This window comes from Paenibacillus sp. NFR01, assembly GCF_900111565.1.
Taxonomy (GTDB): Bacteria; Bacillota; Bacilli; order Paenibacillales; family Paenibacillaceae; genus Paenibacillus_AQ.
In genome coordinates, this window is record NZ_FOIK01000003.1 from 93,241 (window position 1) to 113,303 (window position 20,063).

Annotated in this window: 20 protein-coding genes; 15 read left to right on the top strand and 5 right to left on the bottom strand. The window is 52.7% G+C overall.

What is annotated here, in order from left to right; translation table 11 throughout:
* Together BMW84_RS15270 and BMW84_RS15275 are read right to left on the bottom strand one after the other, a co-directional pair.
* Window positions 1-729 (bottom strand): lantibiotic immunity ABC transporter MutE/EpiE family permease subunit, encoded by a 729-nt coding sequence (locus BMW84_RS15270; RefSeq protein WP_091069929.1) that lies wholly within the window; start codon window positions 727-729, stop codon window positions 1-3.
* The gene (locus tag BMW84_RS15275; RefSeq protein ID WP_091069930.1) at window positions 713-1,438 is read right to left on the bottom strand and encodes a lantibiotic protection ABC transporter ATP-binding protein; all 726 of its coding nucleotides are present in this window, start codon (window positions 1,436-1,438) and stop codon (window positions 713-715) included. Before BMW84_RS15275 ends, BMW84_RS15270 begins: the two co-directional genes overlap by 17 nt.
* Window positions 1,439-1,590: 152 nt before the next feature.
* On the opposite strand from BMW84_RS15275, the gene BMW84_RS15280 reads away from it, so the two are divergent.
* The 4 genes from BMW84_RS15280 (at window position 1,591) to BMW84_RS15295 (ending at window position 6,023) form a co-directional block, all read left to right on the top strand.
* Entirely contained in the window at window positions 1,591-2,418 is an 828-nt protein-coding gene (locus BMW84_RS15280; RefSeq protein ID WP_091069932.1) for a DUF4405 domain-containing protein, read from the top strand.
* A 66-nt stretch (window positions 2,419-2,484) separates the two neighbouring features.
* A complete protein-coding gene (locus BMW84_RS15285; RefSeq protein WP_091070535.1) occupies window positions 2,485-3,069 on the top strand; it encodes a TMEM175 family protein in 585 nt (194 codons plus the stop codon).
* A 355-nt stretch (window positions 3,070-3,424) separates the two neighbouring features.
* A complete protein-coding gene (locus tag BMW84_RS25065) occupies window positions 3,425-5,260 on the top strand; it encodes a winged helix-turn-helix domain-containing protein (protein ID WP_254773009.1) in 1,836 nt (611 codons plus the stop codon).
* An 85-nt stretch (window positions 5,261-5,345) separates the two neighbouring features.
* Window positions 5,346-6,023, top strand: a complete 678-nt coding sequence (locus BMW84_RS15295) for a DUF4386 domain-containing protein (RefSeq protein WP_091069935.1) — start codon at window positions 5,346-5,348, stop codon at window positions 6,021-6,023.
* Window positions 6,024-6,160: 137 nt separating this feature from the next.
* Here the strand turns inward: BMW84_RS15295 and BMW84_RS15300 are convergent, their stop codons facing one another.
* The gene (locus tag BMW84_RS15300) at window positions 6,161-7,060 is read right to left on the bottom strand and encodes a LysR family transcriptional regulator (protein WP_091069937.1); all 900 of its coding nucleotides are present in this window, start codon (window positions 7,058-7,060) and stop codon (window positions 6,161-6,163) included.
* Window positions 7,061-7,179: 119 nt separating this feature from the next.
* On the opposite strand from BMW84_RS15300, the gene BMW84_RS15305 reads away from it, so the two are divergent.
* The 4 genes from BMW84_RS15305 to BMW84_RS15320 all read left to right on the top strand — a co-directional run bounded on the left by BMW84_RS15305 (window position 7,180) and on the right by BMW84_RS15320 (window position 11,116).
* Entirely contained in the window at window positions 7,180-8,175 is a 996-nt protein-coding gene (locus BMW84_RS15305) for an acrylyl-CoA reductase family protein (protein ID WP_091069939.1), read from the top strand.
* Window positions 8,176-8,219: 44 nt separating this feature from the next.
* A complete protein-coding gene (locus BMW84_RS15310) occupies window positions 8,220-8,630 on the top strand; it encodes an SRPBCC family protein (protein WP_091069940.1) in 411 nt (136 codons plus the stop codon).
* A gap of 275 nt (window positions 8,631-8,905) precedes the next feature.
* On the top strand, window positions 8,906-10,162 hold the full coding sequence (locus BMW84_RS15315) for an acyltransferase family protein (protein ID WP_091069942.1): 1,257 nt from the start codon (window positions 8,906-8,908) through the stop codon (window positions 10,160-10,162).
* A 114-nt stretch (window positions 10,163-10,276) separates the two neighbouring features.
* Complete coding sequence (locus BMW84_RS15320) at window positions 10,277-11,116, top strand: DUF2268 domain-containing putative Zn-dependent protease (protein ID WP_091069943.1); 840 nt, start codon at window positions 10,277-10,279, stop codon at window positions 11,114-11,116.
* Between the two features lie 65 nt (window positions 11,117-11,181).
* Here BMW84_RS15320 and BMW84_RS15325 read toward each other — a convergent pair whose 3' ends face one another.
* Entirely contained in the window at window positions 11,182-12,675 is a 1,494-nt protein-coding gene (locus BMW84_RS15325) for a peptide MFS transporter (protein ID WP_091069945.1), read from the bottom strand.
* 288 nt (window positions 12,676-12,963) lie between these two features.
* Here BMW84_RS15325 and BMW84_RS24855 point away from each other — a divergent pair, with 288 nt between their 5' ends.
* On the top strand, window positions 12,964-13,332 hold the full coding sequence (locus BMW84_RS24855; protein ID WP_091069946.1) for a transporter: 369 nt from the start codon (window positions 12,964-12,966) through the stop codon (window positions 13,330-13,332).
* Window positions 13,333-13,447: 115 nt separating this feature from the next.
* Here the strand turns inward: BMW84_RS24855 and BMW84_RS15335 are convergent, their stop codons facing one another.
* Window positions 13,448-14,035 carry a TetR/AcrR family transcriptional regulator gene (locus BMW84_RS15335; RefSeq protein WP_091069948.1) on the bottom strand — a complete coding sequence of 196 codons (588 nt, stop codon included), beginning with the start codon at window positions 14,033-14,035 and terminating at the stop codon, window positions 13,448-13,450.
* A gap of 193 nt (window positions 14,036-14,228) precedes the next feature.
* On the opposite strand from BMW84_RS15335, the gene BMW84_RS15340 reads away from it, so the two are divergent.
* From BMW84_RS15340 to BMW84_RS15365, 6 genes are all read left to right on the top strand, one after another.
* Window positions 14,229-14,963 (top strand): glucose 1-dehydrogenase, encoded by a 735-nt coding sequence (locus BMW84_RS15340; protein ID WP_091069950.1) that lies wholly within the window; start codon window positions 14,229-14,231, stop codon window positions 14,961-14,963.
* Window positions 14,964-15,135: 172 nt separating this feature from the next.
* Window positions 15,136-16,260 carry an SGNH/GDSL hydrolase family protein gene (locus BMW84_RS15345; protein ID WP_091069952.1) on the top strand — a complete coding sequence of 375 codons (1,125 nt, stop codon included), beginning with the start codon at window positions 15,136-15,138 and terminating at the stop codon, window positions 16,258-16,260.
* Window positions 16,261-16,452: 192 nt separating this feature from the next.
* A complete protein-coding gene (locus tag BMW84_RS15350; RefSeq protein ID WP_091069954.1) occupies window positions 16,453-17,229 on the top strand; it encodes a hypothetical protein in 777 nt (258 codons plus the stop codon).
* 13 nt (window positions 17,230-17,242) lie between these two features.
* Window positions 17,243-17,782 carry a P-loop nucleotide/nucleoside kinase family protein gene (locus tag BMW84_RS15355; protein ID WP_091069956.1) on the top strand — a complete coding sequence of 180 codons (540 nt, stop codon included), beginning with the start codon at window positions 17,243-17,245 and terminating at the stop codon, window positions 17,780-17,782.
* A 302-nt stretch (window positions 17,783-18,084) separates the two neighbouring features.
* Window positions 18,085-19,074, top strand: a complete 990-nt coding sequence (locus BMW84_RS15360; protein WP_254773010.1) for a LacI family DNA-binding transcriptional regulator — start codon at window positions 18,085-18,087, stop codon at window positions 19,072-19,074.
* Window positions 19,075-19,094: 20 nt separating this feature from the next.
* Window positions 19,095-20,060, top strand: a complete 966-nt coding sequence (locus BMW84_RS15365; RefSeq protein ID WP_091069957.1) for an N-acetylglucosamine kinase — start codon at window positions 19,095-19,097, stop codon at window positions 20,058-20,060.
* Window positions 20,061-20,063: the final 3 nt, after the last annotated feature.

A 20,063-nucleotide genomic window follows, 5' to 3' on the forward strand; every position in this document is an offset into this window, starting at 1 on the left:
TTATCTCGCCTCCTGTTTGCGGAAGCTCCGTCCTGTCAGGAAGAACAGCACAGCGAACCAGATAAGCGAGACCAGGACATCCAGCAGGATCGTGTCCGTGCTTCTCAGCGGACTATTCTCCGGAACCGGAAGCCCGTTCGGCAAAATATGAAGCACCGGGCACAATAGCCGGAACGTAATCGTATAAGGCATGAAATCCCACGCTCCGCCGATGTCAAACGTGGCCACCCCGGCAATGTTGAGGGCCATATTGAGCAGTACCGCGGCGAACAGGCCGAAGCGTGCGGCCAGGAACAGGCACAGCGGAATCTGCCAGAGGAACGTCAGGAAGATGAGCAGACTGCCGGCCGCGCTGTCCAGCAGCGGAATCTTGGAGCCAAACAGCCAGCCGCCGGACGAGATGCCGATGAAGAACAGCAGGATGGTGAACAGGAGCCAGCCGGTAGCGGCAGCAATTTTGGCGGACCAAAGCGTCTGCGGACGGAGCGGCAATGCCAGCAAGGCGCGGTACTTCATTCTCGCATCCTTTTGCATGGCGAGCGAGCAGGCCAGCGTCAGCGCTCCGGGGAGCAGCATCGTATACCACCAGTTGTACGCTCCGGTCTGGAAATACGGCCCGCCCATTAAGAGGAAGCAGAGCATCAGCGTAAACAGCGGCGCGATCCAGACCAGCCACGGGACGAAGGTACGCCGCCATTTCAGGCGTTCCGCGCTAATAAGCCGAAGCATTGGCTTCACCCGCCCTTCGGTTGGCAGCGGCTACCTGCATGAACAAGGCTTCCAGCTCTGCTCCATGCGGCGCAGCGCCTTGGTACCCCAGCCGTCCACCGGCGATGATTCCGATCTGGTCGACCAACTGCTCCACCTCGGAGAGAATATGGCTCGACAGAATGACTGTAATCCCTTGCTGCGGGAACGATCGGATCAGCTCCCGTAGTTCCTGGATCCCAATCGGGTCCAGCCCGTTCGTCGGCTCGTCCAGAATGAGCAGCTTCGGCTGGTTCAAGAGCGCAATCGCGATGCCCAGGCGCTGCTTCATGCCCATGGAGAACTGCCCGGCGCGTTTCTTCCCGGTATGTGCCAGATCCACAACCGCCAGCGTCTCGGCAATCCGCGTTTCCGGCAGCCCCAGCGCCAGCGTCCGCACCTTCAGATTCTCCCGGGCCGTTAAGTTCTCATACAGCGGCGGCGACTCAATGAGGACGCCAATCTCGCCCAGGTCCTTCCGGGCCCAGTCATGGCCCTGATACACAATCCGTCCCGCATCCGGCCGCAGCATCCCTGCGATCATTTTCAGCGTCGTGGACTTCCCGGCCCCATTGGGTCCGAGCAGCCCATAGACCGTGTTCCGGGGCACGGCCAGCGAAATATGGTCTACGGCTGCTTGTTTCTTGAAGCTCTTGCAGAGGTTCTCGGTGTGCAAGATTATATCCGACATCTTCTATCATCCCTTTCCATGTAGTCAGTGTAAAGGGGAGTTATAAGGGAATTGTAAGGGGGCTTCATTTTGCTGAACCCGGATTAAAATTAAGATTCATTAAAGGTTCAACCCCCATACTGAGTAAATTCAGGCGGGGAGGTACGGGAAGAATGAAAAAAATCAATTATGTTAAGTTTGCTCTTGATGTTGTCATGGGCTTATTGTTCGTTTTGTTCTTTAATAAAAATGTGCTAGGGGGCTTAGCGTTTCATGAAATTGCGGGCCTCGTTTTTGCCGGTGCGTACATTACGCATATCCTTTTGAATTTGGGTTGGGTGAAGAGGGTCACTTTAAAAATAGTTGATCGCAAATTGTCTTGGAGAGTGCGCGGCAGTTATGCTTTAAATTTGTTGCTGCTGGTTTCCATGACATTCATTATCGTCAGCGGGATCATCATCTCCCATGTGGTGTTCCCGAATATCAACGTAGGCAATGAAAATTGGTTCAAGATGGCTCATATCTCAGCATCCTTTTTGGTACTGGCGCTGATCGGGATCCATGTCGGACTTCACTGGCAGTGGGTCGTGAACATGTGCAAAAAAATGGCCAGCGTAAGGAAGAGCCGGGCTTGGGTAAGATACATGGCCCAAGGTTTAACTCTGGTCATTCTGCTGTTCGGCCTTTACCAAATGAATCAGACCTCTTACGTCACACGTCTAAAAAGCTCGGTTTCCGTATTCGGGGTGAGCACGCAGCAAACGGGCTTCGAAGGCAAAGGTGCCTTCCGAAACGGAGAACAAGGCGGAAAGAGAGAAGGGCGACCTTCCGGCCAAGAAGGACAATCCGGATTCAATCGCGGGGAAAGGGGCGGGAACGTGAGCGTCGCTTCCGTTATTTTGACGTATACCGGCATCATGGGAGTGTTCGTCATCGTAACCTATTATCTGAGAAAATGGAGTTTAATTCGTAAGAAGAAGACAGTTTCAACCCCAAATTGAGCGCATGAAGAGCCTCAGGAATGTTATTATAGGATAAAATAGGCGAAGAGAGGAAGGTTGATACATCTGAGAGCGAATCGGATGGAAGCGTTCAGCGATGGCGTACTGGCAATCATCATTACGATCATGGTGTTGGAGTTTAAAGTGCCGGAAGGCCATGACTGGCATGCCCTAACCGAACTGGGCCCCAAGATTCTTAGCTACATTTTCAGTTTCGTCTATGTCGGCATCTACTGGAACAATCATCATCATCTGCTGCATATGGTCCGGGAGATGAACGGGCGGTTGATGTGGCTCAACCTGCTGCTTCTCTTCTGGTTATCCCTTATCCCGTTCACGACGGCTTGGATGGGGGAGAGCCATTTCGCGGCTACACCGACGGCGCTGTACGGCATTATTCTTTTGCTCGCGGCGTTCTCCTATTGGCTGCTTCAACGGGGGATCATTCGCCAGCATTCCAGCGATTCCACTATCGCTCAAGGGTTCGGTAAGGACTTGAAGGGCAAACTATCCCCGCTGCTTTACTTGACCGCTGTTTTGACCGCCTATGTGAGTCCTTGGATATCCGGTTTCTTCTTTGTGCTTGTGGCCGTGATCTGGTTTGTACCGGATAAGCGGATCGAGCAAGCGCTGCACAATAAAGAGCACTAACAAACCATCAAGGGGCTGCCGCGGGCAGCTCCTTTTCCATTTCGATGGCTGCTGGTAAAATAGATCTATGTCAACCTTAATAAACGTAACCAAATTGTTTATCCCTGCGCCTCGTTCGAAAATGGTGATCCGCCGGCGGTTAACGGAACGGCTCAATGAGGGATTGCACCGTAAAATAACCCTGATCGCTGCGCCGGCGGGCTATGGCAAAACAACGTTAGTCTGTGAATGGTTAGCCCATTGCGGGCGGCCGGCGGCATGGATTTCCCTGGATCAAGGAGACCATGAAATTACGCGCTTTTTGATGTATTTGATTTCCGCTCTTCAAACCTTATCGGGGAATATAGGAGAAGGCGTGCTTTCCGTAATACACTCACCTCAGCCGGCACCGACCGAATCCCTCTTGACGGCTCTTGTTAATGAACTTTCTACCCTTCCGTTTCCTTTCATTCTTGTCCTTGACGATTACCATGCAGCCAGTTCGAGAGAGGTGGACGAGGCCGTAGGCTTCCTGCTGGACCATCTTCCCGCACAGATGCACCTTGTTGTGACATCCCGGGAGAATCCTGATATCTCTCTGCCGCGGCTGCGGGCTCGGGACCAATTAACCGAGCTTCGCGCAGCCGACTTAAGATTTACAGCAAGCGAAGCCGAACACTTTTTTCATCATGTCCTGGATATTCATCTTTCGGCGGAGCTTATTGCCGGACTCCAAGCGCAGACCGAGGGATGGGCGGCGGGGCTTCGCTTGGCGGGAATTTCCATTCGGGACGAACAGGATGCCGATCGGCTTCTTCAGTCTTTCACGGGCAATCATCCTATGGTGCTGGATTACCTGGCCGAAGAAGTTCTGCAGCGGCAGCCCCAAGCTGTGCAGGATTTTTTGCTGCGAACCTCTCTCCTGGACCGGATGTGCGGGTCATTATGCGACAGCATTATGTCCAGTCCAAAGGTTCCCGGCAATCAGATGCTAACCGAGCTTGACCGTAAAAACTTGTTTCTTATTCCGCTGGATCAAGAACGGCGCTGGTATCGCTATCATCATTTGTTCGCCGATATTCTTCGCAGACGGATGCTCGAAAGCATGGAGGAGGGCGATCTCCTGGAATTGCACCAACGCGCGAGCTCTTGGTATGAAGCACATGGCTTGGAGATTGAAGCGTTTCATCATGCCGTAGCAGCCCGGGACATCGCACGGAGCTCGCGCTTGCTTAAAGGCGGCGGGATGCCGCTGCATTTGCGGGGGGCAGCCGGAATGACGATCCGTTGGCTGGAGTCGTTACCTGTCAAGGAACTGGATAAGAGACCGGAATTATGGGTGTACTATGGTTCAGCTTTATTGATTGCCGGTAAACCGACGGGGGTCGAACGCAAGCTCCGGGCGGCAGAGGTCGCATTGGACGACGTGGAACAAGATGCCGACGTCAAGGAACTCATCGGATGGATCGCGGCTACCCGCGCTACGTTGGCATCCTTACCATTAACCGGTAATCCCGATATCGCGGATTCCCATCTGCATGCGGCCGAAACAGCGATGCAAGGGTCAGAGACAGAGGATAAGACGGAAGAACTTGTCGGTTTCATTGCGCCTGCCTGGAATGCAGCTAAACGGGAAACCGATGGCATACACCAGGTGATTGTCCAATCACGCCGGGCGCTCGCCTATTTACGGCCGGAGAATCTGCCGGCCCGGACGGCGTCTGCCTGGATGCTGGGCGTTGCCTGCCAGCGGCGGGGAGATTATGCCGAGGCTTGCCAAGCCTATAGCGAAGTTATCGCCAATAGCCGAATTCTCGATCATCGGCTGATGGCTGTAACGTCCATCATTGGAATCGCCCAAATTCGAGAAGCCGAAGGGCGGCACGATTTGGCGGCTGAGCATTACCGGGAAGCATTAAGACTTGCCGAGGGCCTGCCGCATCCGGCGGTTCAAGAAGCCCAAAGCGGTCTGGAGCGTGTATGCCGCCTTCTCGAATCCGGAATGAAGGGCTACCGGATCGAGCCATTAAGCCAACGCGAACTTGAAGTGCTGCAGCTCGTCGCCCAAGGGCTCTCTAACCGGGAGATCGCCGACCGGCTCTTTTTGGCAATCGATACGGTGAAAGGCCACAACCGGAGGATTTTTGAAAAGCTCCACGTGCAGCGGCGTACGGAAGCGATCGCCCGCGCCCGGGAGCTTGATCTCATATAGCACTCCATAACCACACTTAGGTGTCTACATGCCCCATCAGCTACAGGCTATACTTCAATTAGTTAGCTTGGAGAGGAGATCGGGCATGAGAACATGGGAGAGAGCAGCAGGGGTATTATTTTTATTGTCAACGGGCGTATTTTTGGCGGGAAGTCAGATTTTGGATCCTATATTGCACAGCACGGATTTGCTGGTTCGTGTAGATGCGGATCGTACCCGCCTGTTCGCAGGATGGTTCTTGGAGCTTATTAACGCTTTGGCAGTCATGGGGATCGCCATGTTGCTGCAACCGGCGTTAAAGAAATATCATGAGGCGTTTGCGTTTGGGTATTTTGCTTCCCGGGTCATGGAGTCGGCCTTGCTGATGATCAGTTTAATCGGTCCGCTTCTCCTTCTCGCGTTCAATAAGCTGCCTACATCCGCAGGGGCTTCCGGTGATGCCTACCTGCTAACGTTAGGGAATTTAGCGGTAGAAGCCCACTATCTCCTTTTTGATATCGCCATGCTGGTGTTGAGTCTAGGAAGCTTGCTGTTTTGCTATATTCTCTATCGTTCGAGAGGGGTTCCGCGATGGTTATCGGTGATCGGCTTCCTGGGGTACACGGGTCTGTTGGCAAGCAGTTCTTTGTCCATCGCAGGCATGGATGCCGGAGAGGTCCTGTACATCCCGGGGGCGATATTCGAAATCGTTTTACCGGTGTGGCTCATACTGAAAGGATTTAAACACTCAACACCTGCATCCAATATCGCGAAGAATGCTTAAGAAATCGATCCTCCAAATTGTAAAAGCAAAAAAAGGCGGTTCGCAGTCCAGTTCTCACGATAAAGGGCACCCCAATGGGGTGCCCTCTGATTTCGCTCCATCATGGCCAGATTTAATGCACCTGCTCGATGTCCCGTTTACGCACCGGATCTCTCCGAAGATCGTGGATACCTATCCCGGACAAATCCTAAGAAAACCTCGGAGACCGGTGTCAGCCGCCGGTCTTTTTTCCATACTACTCCCACTGTAAGCTTGCTCGCGGGATCGTCCACTTTCACCCAAGCCATCGGATAATTGCCTGTGCCGAGCGTCTTGGGCAGTAAGGAGACTCCATACCCCGCAGAAACCAGCCCGGCGACCATATCCAATTCATCCGCACGGTAAACGGTGTCCGGCTCAACACGGGAACGGGCCAGCAACGCCTCAACCGTGTAGCTCAGCGCGCAAGATGGTTTCAACCCGACATAGGGTACCCCCTGAAGCTCCTCCAAGCAGATGCTGTCCTTGCCCGCCCAAGGATGGTGGATCGGCAGGGTCAGATAAAGCTCGGACGTGCCGATCAAATGCCAGTGGAACGCCTCGTCAACCGACTCCCAGGTCGTGATGCCGAAATCGCAGTCGTTATTGAGGATCCGCTTGACCAAATCGTCGATTGAGCATTGATTTAGATCAAAGCGGATATCTGCGTAACGCTCACGGAACGCGCCAAGCATCGCAGGGAAAAGTTCGGCTCCAAGGATATGGGGAAAACCTAGCGATACAATTCCTGATCCTGGATTGATCTGGTTTGCGATTTCCTGCTTGGCCTTCTCGATCTCCGACAAAGCGGTCTGGGCCCGTCCCAAAAGAAGCTGGCCATAGCGGTTCAGCACCAGATTGCGTCCGCGGCGTTCGAATAATTCCACGCCGAATTCTTTCTCCAGCGTAGCGATGGAGCGGCTTAAGGCGGGCTGGGTGACGGACAGTTCTTTGGCCGCATTCGTCATATGCTGCGATTTCGCGATGGCGATGAAATACTCAAGCTGCTGCCATTCCATATCATCGATCCTCTCATAGATAACAAAAAGTCATCGTTTGGATGAAAATTATAAATTAGACGAATAGATAAAACAAGACTAGGATTACAGATATACCAATTTGAGAGGAGACCACTTGAATGGCAACTTATCGAGCACTGACGGTGGATTGGGAGGGATCGAGCTTAAAGCCAGATATCCGTGAATATTCCATGGCTGATCTCCCGAATGGAGAAGTAACGATCAAAGTCTCTTATTCCGGCGTGAATTATAAAGACGGACTCAGCACCATACCCGGAGCCGGTATTGTCAGTCAGTATCCGCATGTCCCCGGTATCGACCTTGCCGGCATCGTGGTGACTTCATCCGACCCCTCGTTTCAAGAAGGCGATGAGGTACTCGTCACCGGATACGGATTGGGGGCCTCCCATCCCGGGGGATTCAGCGAGTATGCCCGTGTTCCGGCAGCATGGGTCGTACCCATGCCGTCCGGTTTGACCGCGAAGGCTGCAATGGCGATCGGCACAGCCGGATTTACGGCAGCGTTATCCGTACACCGCATGGAGGAGAACGGTCTGAATCCGGGGCAAGGTCCCGTCCTGGTAAGCGGCGCCACCGGAGGCGTCGGAAGCTGGGCGGTGTCGATGCTGGCGAAGTCGGGATATGAGGTGACAGCCAGCACTCGCAAAAGCCCAGAGATAGAGTATCTAAAGAAGCTAGGCGCAAGGGAGACGATCTCCCCTTCAGAGCTGGAAGCGCCGGAAGGGAAGTCACTGAATCGGGAGCGCTGGGCCGGTGCCGTCGATCCGGTTGGTGGCCCCTTCCTGACGCATATCTTGAATTCGGTGCGGTATGGCGGCTCCGTTGCGCTTAGCGGCTTTACGGGCGGGGCGGACCTGGCCTCCACGGTGTACCCGTTTATTGTGCGGGGCGTTAATCTGCTCGGCATTGATTCGGTGTTATGTCAGATGGAAGTCCGGCGTACGGTTTGGAACCGGATTGCCGCCGAGTGGAAGCCGGATGAGGAGATGCTGAACGCTATTGTACAAGAGATTTCGATAGCCGATCTTCCCGCTGCGATCGCTACAGTGTTGCAGGGTCGCATGCGCGGGCGCTCGATCGTTAAGCTGTCCTGAGCGGAATCAGTAGAGCTGTATACAGACACTAAAGGAGGATTCATATGCCAACGGTTCAAAAGAAAACCGCAATCCAAGCTTCGCCCGAACAGGTGTGGGATGCCGTTAGAGATGTTGGGGCGTTCCATCTTCGTCTCGTCCCGGGCTATACGGAGAATACTCTATTAGACGGGAATGAAAGAACACTGATCTTGCCTGATGGCGGAACCGTCCGTGAGCTCATTGTTTCCATAGATGACCAGGAGCAGCGGATGGTTTTCGCGGTAAAGGAAGGACGGATGCCGCTTCTTCATCACAATGCTTCATTCCAGGTGCTCGCGGATAACCAGGGCGGAAGCTTTTTGGTTTGGACCACCGATTTTTTGCCTGGGGAATTAACGGAAGGCATTCAGGCTCAGGTAAATCGCGTTTCAGAGGTCATCAAACATACCATCGAAGCCGCTTCGTTGAACTAACGGGACGAGCATTCCTTCGTGCGCAATCAGGCTCCCATTTTCCGGGGGCCTTCTTTGCGTGGCAAAATTCATGCTAAACCAAGACGTAAGGGAGGATTTTCCTGTCTTTTATGGAAAGATAGGAGTACCTGAAAGCGATGTCAACGCCACTGGGAGTGCGGTAAACGGATGGGGCTGTAATCATCAGTGATCCGGTTCTGTCAAAGTACTTCGGTAGGCTGCGCGGGTGTTCGTCGGTTCGGGAAATCCTTTTCGGAAAAGAGGGAATTAAGCTGATGTCACAAATTCGGTTAGGCCAAGCCCGATTCACGGGAGCGGATGGCGTCCGTGCGATCGCTTGCTTGTCCGTCATCCTGCATCATGTGTCGCAACGTCTGGCGATGCCCGCGCAAAAGCATTGGCTTCAGGAAGTGCAGTCGGTTGTCCTGCTAGGGAACAGCGGGGTCAGCCTGTTTTTCGTGTTAAGCGGATTTTTGCTGTCGTTTCCCTTTTGGAGCGCTTATTTGGAGAATGAGGCGTATCCTAGTATCCGAACGTATGCGTTGCGCCGCGCGGCAAGAATTATGCCCGGCTTCTATGTTTCGTTCCTGGTTTGTCTGTTGCTCGTATGGAGGCTGGACATCCCGACGGAGTTCCTGTGGCGGCGAATCATCACGGGATTTACGTTTACGACAGGCTTCCACTATACCACGTTTTTCCCTTCGGACCTGAATGGGCCGTATTGGTCGATCAGCTTCGAGGTGTTCTGTTATCTCCTTATGCCTGTAGGTATGGCTTTATTGTTTATGCTCGGCAAGCGGCGTTCATTCCTCAAGGCGCTTCTGTTCTGGATCGTTGCATTCGGGTTGATGCTTGTCCTTAACGCACTCGTACATAAGTGGTTTACGCCCGGCGAAAATGGCCGCGGCTGGGATTTCGGCCAGATCGGCGGCGCGAAATACTGGATGCCGAACTACAATCCGATCGGATTCTTCGGCCATTTCACGATCGGGATTATGGCGGCGGGGGGAATGGCCGCAATCATGCGGCGCGGCACCGCCATCGGACGGCTGCGTAAGCTCGGGCTGTTCGATGCTGTCGGAGTAATCGCCCTGGCGCTTGCCGGGTTGCTGATCTGGCGCATGCGCCATCAAGGCGAATTTGATTTCAGCCTTCAGCATCAACCCTACTACTTTCCGGCGTATGCCATTTTATTCGGCGTTGTGCTGTTGTCGGCACCGTTCAGCCTGATGCTGGGACGATTACTGGACAACCGCTTTTTCCGATTCACGGCGAAAGTATCGTTCGGTCTGTATATTTGGCATTATTTGTTCATTATTTTAATCGAAAAGTACGGGATAAAGGATTATCACTATTTCGGGATTCAAGACGTATGGCGGTGGCTGGGCATCAGTGTATCGGTGATTGCAATCTCGTATGCGGCGGCGACGATCTCCTATTATGTCATCGAGCAGCCGTTCATCCAGTGGTCGAAGGGCAAACCTTTCTTTCGGCGCAAGCGGGCGGAAGCACACTCGGTTGAAGCAGCATAAGTGGGGGCAGCGGGCTCATGTAAGGAAAAATCAACTAAAACAACTATTTAGCTTTTTAGCGCCTCCCATATACCGGATACTAACAGTAGATGGATAATATGGGAGGCAAAAATAGTGGAAATTGAAATCATCAGCCCGTTTGAAAACGCACTTAAGTACGTCAACGAAATCAAAAACGGGAATGCAAACGATCCCCAGCAGGTATGGGATACTTATTTGATTGAACCGTATTGGGATCAAATTTCGCAGTGGGCCCCGTTTGACCAGAGCTTCATGAAGCCTGCCCGGATCGACGAGCTGGACACTCTGGAACAACAGGCTACGGCGCTGGCCCAATTGGATTTGAACGCTCTGAAGCGCGAGTTCACCCGAATCAGCCTTGCACTGCCGAAGAACGATGAAGACCCCATTACAGTAGCGGTTTATCCGAACACCGATGAACTGGTGAAAAAACGCCAAAATGGCGTCGTGGGAGCATGCGTATTTGGGAATATCATCCTAAATGTCAATCCGCTGGCGGAAGACTGGGAACAGTGGCTCCCTTATGTTTTTGCCCATGAGTACCATCACAGCGTGTGGGGTCATCATTGGTATGTCTTGAACGGCGGATTAGAAAGGAATTTTCTGGAGTATATGATCAGCGAGGGGCAAGCGGATGCATTTGCCAAAAGTCTGTTCCCCCGCTTACAGCCCCAGTGGCTCCGTGCGTTCAACGAAAGCGAAGAAACCGATGTGTGGGATAAAATAAAGCCCATCCTCTTTAGCACAGATCGGGACGGGTTTACGAAATATATGTTTGGAGAGGAAGAAAGCGGGCTTCCCTGGTGCACGGGTTACACGGTAGGCCATCTTATGGTTAGCCGTTATCTGAAGCTGCACCCAAATCTTTCGTTCACCGATTTAGTCGCCGTTCATCCGAAAGAAATCTTGAATGCCATTTCTTCATTGTTCTAAAAATAAAAACAGCCAGTTCCGGATCCCGGGGACTGGCTGTTTTCTTTGATTTCGACGGAGTGCCGTTACTGTATCCCTTTCATATATCCCTGAATTTTCGGGGAGAACGCGTAGAGCAGCATGCTAAGGAGGATGGCCGCTCCACCAATGACGCCAAAGTATACCATCTCGGTGGAAGGCGAATAAAATCTGACGATCTGCGCGTTAATGGCTTGGGCTGCAGCATTGGATAAGAACCATAAGCTCATAGTCTGGGCAGAGAAGGCGGAGGGCGCCAATTTGGTTGTTGCCGATAGCCCTACAGGTGACAGGCACAGTTCCCCCAGCACCACAACGAAGTAGCTAAGAACGAGCCATAACGGATTCACCAAGGCATCCTCGCCGCCAAAGTAAGCCGGCAGAAGGATCACAAGGAAGGATAACCCGGCAAACAACAACCCTAACGCGAATTTCTTCGGTATCGAGGGCTGCCGTTTTCCAAGCTTTACCCACATCCATGCAAATAGAGGCGCTAAGGTGATGACAAATAAAGGATTCAGGGATTGGAACCAGGCGGGCGAAATATGAAGCCCGGCAAAGTAAAGCTGTGTACGTTTATCCGCATAACTGGCCAGGATGGTTGACCCTTGTTCTTGAATGGCCCAGAACATGATTGCCGCAATAAACAAAGGAATATACGCAAGGAGTCTGGAGCGTTCAACGCTTGTTGTCCGCGAGCTGCGAAACATGACAATGAAATATAGGGTTGGAATAAGGATCCCCAGAATCCCTACAAGTACGACAAAGGATTTAAAGGTGAGCAGGCCCAGCGGAATCGTAATAACAACGATAACCGTGAGAAGCACCGCGGCGATCCCTAACCAAAGGGACATTTTTTTGCGTTCCGCCGGAGATAAGGGACTTGCAACAATCGTGCCTGCCAGGCCGAGATTATTTTTCTTGGTTCCGATGAAGAGGATTAACCCCACGAACATACCGATGGCGGCAAGACTGAAGCCTAAGTGAAAGTTATAATCCATGCCCAGCGTCCCGATAATGAGCGGAGCAAGGAATCCCCCCAGGTTAATGCCCATGTAAAATATGCTGAATCCTGCATCCCGGCGCGCATCTTGCTCGCTGTAAAGTTCGCCTACAATACTGGATACATTAGGCTTCAGCAAGCCTGTACCCAGGACGATCAGAACCATGGACACAAAAAATAAGGCAACGCTTCCAGGGACAGCCAAGGTAATATGACCCAGCATAATTAATATACCGCCGTAGAATACCGCTTTAGACGCCCCGAATACCCGATCCGCCAGCCAACCGCCAATAATCCCGGACATATAGACGAGTGAACCATAGATAGACATAATGGCCAGCGCGGTGCTCTCATCCATGCCGAGTCCGCCTTGGCTCAGCTCGTAATACATATAATAGACAAGGATGGCTTTCATCCCGTAGTAAGAGAAGCGCTCCCAAAACTCCGTGAAGAACAATGTAAACAATCCTTGCGGATGTCCAAAAAACCCCCGTTGCGGAACACTTTCCACAATTCTTTGTTTGTTTAAATCTGCCATGCTGCTACTTCCTCTCCTGATAGTGAAAAAATTATGCGGAAACCATGATCCTCTAAGAAAGAGTACCCCATAGGAGACATCTTCAACTTTCCAAGCCCATCATAGACTCCCGGCGGATGAAAAATATTAGTATACAACATTGGCGAACGGTTGGATATGAGTTAACTCCGGGAAGGGGGGCCTCACCAATACTAAAGCTGAATGGGATATTTATTGGCATCCGCCCAGGCGCCTTTTCCGCGGATGCATATGATGATTATGCCTAGTCATTGAAAGGAGCGATCACATATGGGATTTTTTCCACCGCCGGGAGGCGGTCAAGGATTTCCGGGTTTCCCTGGCGGACCGGGAGGACCAGGGGGGCCAGGCGGATTCCCCGGAACCCCGGGAGGTGCACCGGCAGGCGTTCAAGCGCCGACGGCGCCTCCGCCCCAATTCGTGCCGCAAATGTCGGCTACCCCTTTTGCCATCGACCCCGGCACGATCCGCCGCTGCCTGTTCCGCAACACCTACGTTTGGCTGAACAATGGCGAACAATTCTGGTTTTACCCGGTATTCGTCGGCCGTACTTCCGTTGGAGGGTTCCGATGGTTCGGCTTTTTCTGGGGATACTTCGGCATTGATTTGAATCGGATCGGATCGTTCACCTGTTTTTGAGAGAGAAAGCCAAAGAGAACAGCCCGCGGGCTGTTCTCTTTGTTGTGTATCTTCACGAATCCAAGTCGCATAAAGCCGATCTTTACCGTTCGACTGTCCGGCCGATCGACAAACGTCACTTCCCGTTGTTTCTCACTACAATATCGCCTAATGTCGTCGAGTACAGGTGGGCGATTTGAACGGCCATTTCCTCGGGAGAGGTCTGTGCGCCTTCTTTTATCCAATAGATCATCAAACCCAACAAAGCATAAGTTTCATAATAATTGACCGCTTCGGTATCGAACCAGATTCCATCCTTCAATTCGAGATCGTTGCGGCTGATGCTTTGGATGGTCTCGCAAAAAATATTTTGCGACCCCGGGATTAATTCGCCCATCAACATAAGCGAGAACACAAACTGGTGCTCACGAACAAATTTGAACAGGGGGACAATACGGGCAGGATCGGCTAATGAAAACGTCTGGATCCCTTTGAAGCTATTTTTATATTGCTGAGCAAGCTCGTCTAAATAATCCCGGAAAATATCGGTTAATAGCTGAGCGCTTGTATTGTAATGGCCATAGAATGTTACCCGGTTGCAGCCGGCCATCTCGGCGATTTTGGTAATCGAGATATCCCCGAACGGATGCTCCTGCAAAAGCTCCAGCATCGCTTTCTTTAAATTGCTTCGCGTTCTTAGAACACGCTGGTCTTCCGTTGCCACGTTACGTCTGCACCGCCTTTCTGCCATAAAGTATACCATGGTTTGGTTGGGATACGAATGTCCGGCCTTCGCTCATTTGACATTTACTTAAAATATTGATATTTTACATTTGTAGTATAACGCGGGAAATAACCGTTATACATCGCCCGGACAGATGAAGACACGATCTACAACAATATGGAGGTATACACATATGAAGCGATTGGAAGGTAAGATTGCGATTGTAACAGGTGCGGCTCAAGGTATGGGGGCGGCACACGCCAGACGTTTTGTCGCAGAAGGGGCTAAGGTCGTATTAACCGATTTAAACGAGGAAAAAGGGGCTGCACTCGTAAATGAGCTGGGTGCAAATGCCCTATTCGTAAAACAAGATGTGACAAGCGAAGAGGATTGGGCTGCTGTTATAGCCAAAACGGAAGAGAAATTCGGTCCCGTGAATGTGCTGGTCAACAACGCAGGCATTACAATGGCTAAATCGATTCTGCAAACTTCTCTGGGAGAATATCGGAGAATTGTGGATATCAATCAGGTCTCTGTATTTCTTGGCATGAAGTCCGTCATTCCTTCGATGCGCAAAGCGGGCGGTGGTTCAGTAGTCAATATTTCCTCGATCAACGGAATTGTCGGCGGTGCTATAGGCTATACGGATACGAAATTTGCTGTACGGGGCATGACTAAAGCAGCGGCTGTGGAATGTGCGCACTATGGCATTCGCGTGAACTCCGTGCATCCGGGCGTCATCGCGACGCCAATGGTTGTGCAAGAGGATACCAAGGCCGCAGTCGAGGAATTCGCCAAACACATTCCGATTAAACGGGTGGCGGAACCGGAGGAAGTAACAAGCCTGGTGCTGTACTTAGCTTCGGATGAATCCAGCTATTCCACGGGCGCTGAATTTGTCGTGGATGGCGGCATTACTGCTGTCTAAGCTTATTATGAAAGAATCCGTACGCTGAATAACAGCGGGCCTTCCTTAAGCCATGATGTATGGGCTGATGGGGAGGCCTTTTTTGAGCCCTTAGGAGCCCGTCCGGGGCCATGTCCTTCAGTTGAATTCCATGCTACACTTTAGGGTAGTGCCTTACTAGAGGAGGATGACCATGAAGGAGAAGAACAACCTACATACCTATTCCTTACCGGAATTACCCCATTTGAAAATCCACGGCAGAACCACGCCCAATCGGTCCCCGTTGACTTTGTTTTGGACAGGCAGCGCGCTCGAACTGAACGTGCAGGCCACCGAGCTTTGGGTGGAGATTGAAGCCGATTACGAGATGTATGAGCCGTGGATCAGCATTGTCATCAATGATGCGTCGGTGAGCAGACAGATGGTGACGGCGGGACGGCATTGGATTCCGGTGTTCCGGGGCATGAACGCAAAGACGGTGAAGAATGTCCGCATTGTCTCCGAGGTTCAGGCGATGAGCGGGGATCCGGGCCGCCTGCTGCAGGTCCATGCCGTAAAGACGGATGGGAAGTTTAAGCCCGTTCAGGACAAGCCGTACAAAATCGAGTTCATCGGCGACAGCATCACCTCGGGGGAGGGCGTCATCGGCGCTAAAGAGGAAGCCGACTGGATTCCGATGTGGTTCAGCGCCGTTCATAACTACACGGCCATGACGGCCAGAGCGCTGAATGCCGAGCATCGGGTCCTTTCGCAGAGCGGATGGGGCGTGCTGACGAGCTGGGATAACAATCCGCAGGCCAATCTTCCGCGATATTACGAGCAAGTCTGCGGGCTGTTGAGCGGCGAGCGGAACGAAGCTTTGGGCGCGAAGGGGCCTCATGATTTTGCAGCATGGCAGCCGGATGCGGTGGTGGTGAACCTGGGGACGAATGACGATGGCGCTTTTCATAATCCGGAGTGGAGAGATCCGGCGAGCGGACGGGTCTATAAGCAGCGGCTAAATGAAGACGGCAGTTACAACGCAGACGATCTGGCGGCCTTCGAGCAAGCAGCATGCGAATTCCTGATTACCCTCAGAAAAAACAACAAACACGCCCATATCGTCTGGGCCTACGGCATGATTGGCATCCCGCTGATGCCGGCCATCTACCGTGCCGTGGATGCCTACGTGAAACAGACCGGCGACCGTAATGTTTCTGTTTTTCAAATGCCCAACATGACGGGGGAAACGATAGGCGCCAGAAGCCATCCGGGCGTTTTGGCCCATGAACAAGCGGCCGAAGCCTTGGCAGGGTACCTGAAAGGAATCCTGGGTTAAGCCACACGTGCCGAGCAATAGGAGATAAATGATCGACCGAAGAGACAGCCTCAAAAAGATCGTGTATCCCAAAAATAAATGGGTTATACTCTTATGTAGAAAATCAAAGGCAATGTAACCTTAGGGTTCAACCTCGCTGCGAAGTGTGGGTTGGGCCCTTTTTGCATTTCCGGAATTCAAGGAGGAATTGGCATGGACAGAAAAGAATTGCTGTTGGAGCGGTTAAATGAAATCGGCAGAACGCTTGAACGTAAGGGCGGCGCGCTTGTGCTGCTGGGCGTCGGTTCTGTTGGGGTCGAGACCGCGCGGATGGATGAATATTCGGATTTGGACTTTTTTGTGATCGTGGAGCCGGGGATGAAGGACCGGTATATCGACCGGCTGGATTGGCTCGAAGATACGCACCCGCTGGCCTACGCCTTCAAAAACTCCGATGTCGGGTACAAGGTGCTGTTTGAGGATGGGATCTTTGCGGAATATGCGGTATTTGAGGAACGGGAGCTGGCAACCGCCGCATATACCGAAGGCCGGATCGTATGGAAGGAAGCGCGGTATGACAATACGGCTATTGCAAAACCGGCCGCTCCGCTGCCCAGCCAAAAGCAAGATTCCCTGGACCACCCGCTGGGCGAGGCTTTAACCAATCTGTACGTGGGGCTTGGCCGTTATGCCCGGGAGGAGCGCCTGTCGGCAGTGAGGTTTATTCAAGGACACGCGATAGACCGGATACTGTCAGTGCTGCATCTGCTGGAGCCGGAAGTCGATTATTATCCTGACCCGTTTGGCAACGAGCGGAGGCTGGAGAAGCGATTCCCCGGTTTTGCGGCTAAGCTCGGCGATATGATCCAGGGCTATGACCGGGTTCCCGAGTCGGCCCTGTGCATTCTGGCATTTCTGGAGGAAGTATACCCGGTCAATCAAAGATTAAGCGAGGAGATTCGCCGGCTGGCCGGGCGGATTCGCGGATAGGAGGAAGCATAGGATGGGGGAAGTCGCAGGGTTGCAGCATTTGCTCGGTCTGGAACCGGAGCCGGATCAACCCGTAGTCGTGCTTATGTGCGGAATTGCGGGATCGGGCAAAACCACTTTTTCGCAAAATATAGCGGAGACGCTCGGTTACGCCCGGCTATCGATTGACGAAGAGGTCTGGGCGGTGAACGGTCGGTACGGGATCGACTATCCCACTGAACAGTACAGGGAGCATTTGAACAGGGCTCATTTAAGGCTGCACCAGAAGATCGCAGAGTGCATTCAAGAGAAGCGGCATGTGATAGTGGACTCCAGCTTCTGGAGAAAGTCGGAACGGGATCGCTACAAGCAGCTTGTCGAACAAGCGGGCGGCCAATGGAGGCTCATCTATCTGAAGGTTGATCCGGGCGAGCTCCGAAGAAGGCTGAAAATCCGCAGCGAACGGTTCGATGCGAATGCCGCTTTTACAATTACAGAGGAGATGCTAACTGCGTTTATCCAGGGGTTCGAGGAGCCGAGGGGCGAAGGAGAGATTGTGATCGAGAATCAGTAAGACAATCCAGCTCGCCAAATAGAGATCAAACAGGGGATCATCCGTAGGGTGATCTTCTGTTCGTGCGGGCCTGATATTTCAATTTTTTGGATTGACGTATTTTGGGAATGGTAGTAATATTAAACCAAAGTAAAAACCTTTAAACTTTTGTAAAGTTTATTTACAGTCATATTATAGGCAAACCTGACATAAAACGTACGGTTTTCAATGCAATCTAGAACTGACATGAGCAAAGCAGATTTTTTATTTAGCCCAAAAGTTAAAACGTTTAAACTTTTAGGGCGATGGAGGTATACGTGTAAATGAACATTCATGATGTAGCCAAAAGGTCGGGACTCTCGATCGTGACCGTATCGCGGGTGCTTAACAATTCGCCTTCAGTACGCGAATCCAACCGGAAGAAAGTGCTTCAAGCGATGGAGGAATTGAATTATCAGCCCAATTCGGCAGCGCGCAGCCTTGTCCGCGGCAAGACGGGAGTCATCGGGATGTCGATAACCAACTTTAACGACTCCTTCTATGACCGCGTGATTCGCGTGGTGAACCGGAAGCTGGCCGAGCAGGGTTACTTCCTGGCTTTGTCCATCGCCGAGAATGAGGATGAAGGCGCTAATTTCTTGTTTCAGAAGGACCGCGTCGACGGGATCATCCTGCTCTCCCCACTGGAGGAGAAGGCCTATGTAGAGGAATTGAAGCGAAAAAGCATTCCATTCGTGCTGCTGGATAACCAGTTCCAGCATGAGGATGTGCCGAGCGTAATCGTCGACAACTATCAAGGCGGGTATGAGGCGACCAAGCACTTAATCGGTCTTGGACACACGCAAATCGCCTACATCGGCGGTCCTTCGGTGTTCCTGAGCGTAGCCGAGCGGAGACGGGGTTATATCCAGGCGCTGGAGGAAGCGGGGTTAACGCCTTTCGGGACGGATTACTGCGGGTTTACGGTCAGCGGCGGCTATGAGGTAGCCAAGCGATGGATCCGGGAAGATAAGCTGCCGACCGCTTTCTTTTCCGGAGACGACTTTATTGCGCTCGGGGTGGTTCAGGCTCTGCGCGAAGAGGGGATCCGTGTACCGCATGATATCTCGGTTGTCGGCTTCGACGACCAGCAGTTTGTAGGCGAGTTTTACCCGCGGCTGACGACGGTCAGACAGCCTGAAGCGCAAATGGGCAGCATCGGCGTTGATTTGCTGCTGAAATCCATCAATGGGGAGGTGATGTCGTCCGCTGTAACGAAGCTCGCTCCCCAGCTTCTCGTGCGTGAATCCACCGCTTCTGTAAGATTAACCTGAATAGTAGGAGTGAACGGTCCGTGAAGTATTTTTTGGGAGTGGATGCAGGGGGCAGTAAAACGTACGCCATGATTGCAAATGAAGAGGGAAAGGTCATCGGTCTGGGCCGGGGCGGAAACGGGAACCACCAAAAGAACCGCCAGCAGGCGGAAGACAGTTTGCGGCAGGCGGTATCGGGAGCGCTTACAGCAGCAGGACTGACCAAAGACCAGCTGGAATTTGCCTGGTTCGGCCTAGCCGGAGCGGACAGGGAGGCTGATTTTCGGATTTTACGACCCATCATCAGCGGTCTCGCGCTTCCCCGGACGGAGATTTCCTGCGATACCTGGAATGCGCTCCGGTCAGGAACAGAGAAGAGCTATGGGGTCGTGCTGATTTGCGGATCGGGCGTGAACTGCGCCGGAAAGAATCCGGATAGAGCGACGTACCAGTGCGGCGGCTTCGGCTACCGGTTCGGCGATTTCGGCGGCGGTTATGATCTAAGCCTGGAGGTATTCCGCAGTGTTCTCCGCTCGGATGAAGGAAGAGAGAAAAAGACGGTTCTGACCGAGCGTTTAACGGATTTGCTGGGCTACTCCACGGTCGCGGAACTAAGGGAGGATTACCTGGACCATTTCCGGGAATTGCCGCCCCATATCGCCGAGCTGCTGTTTCAAGCGGCAGATGAAGGGGACACGGTTGCCATTGGCCTGCTGATGAAGCAGGGGGATGAGCTGGGCTTGGCCGCGGCCGCGACGATCCAGCAGTTGGGGATGGAGAAGGATACCTTCGACGTTGTGCTTGCGGGCAGCCTGCTAACCAAGGGCGACCGCTCGGGTATCATCCGCCGCGCCATTGAGCTGCGAGTGGAGCAGGCGGCTCCGAACGGGACGTTAAGGCTCCTAACCCGCGAGCCGGTAGTCGGGTCAGTCGTGCTGGCGATGGAACACAGCGGTATTCATGTCGGTCACGAAGTGCTGGATCGTCTGTCGCTGCAGCAAGTCTAAACA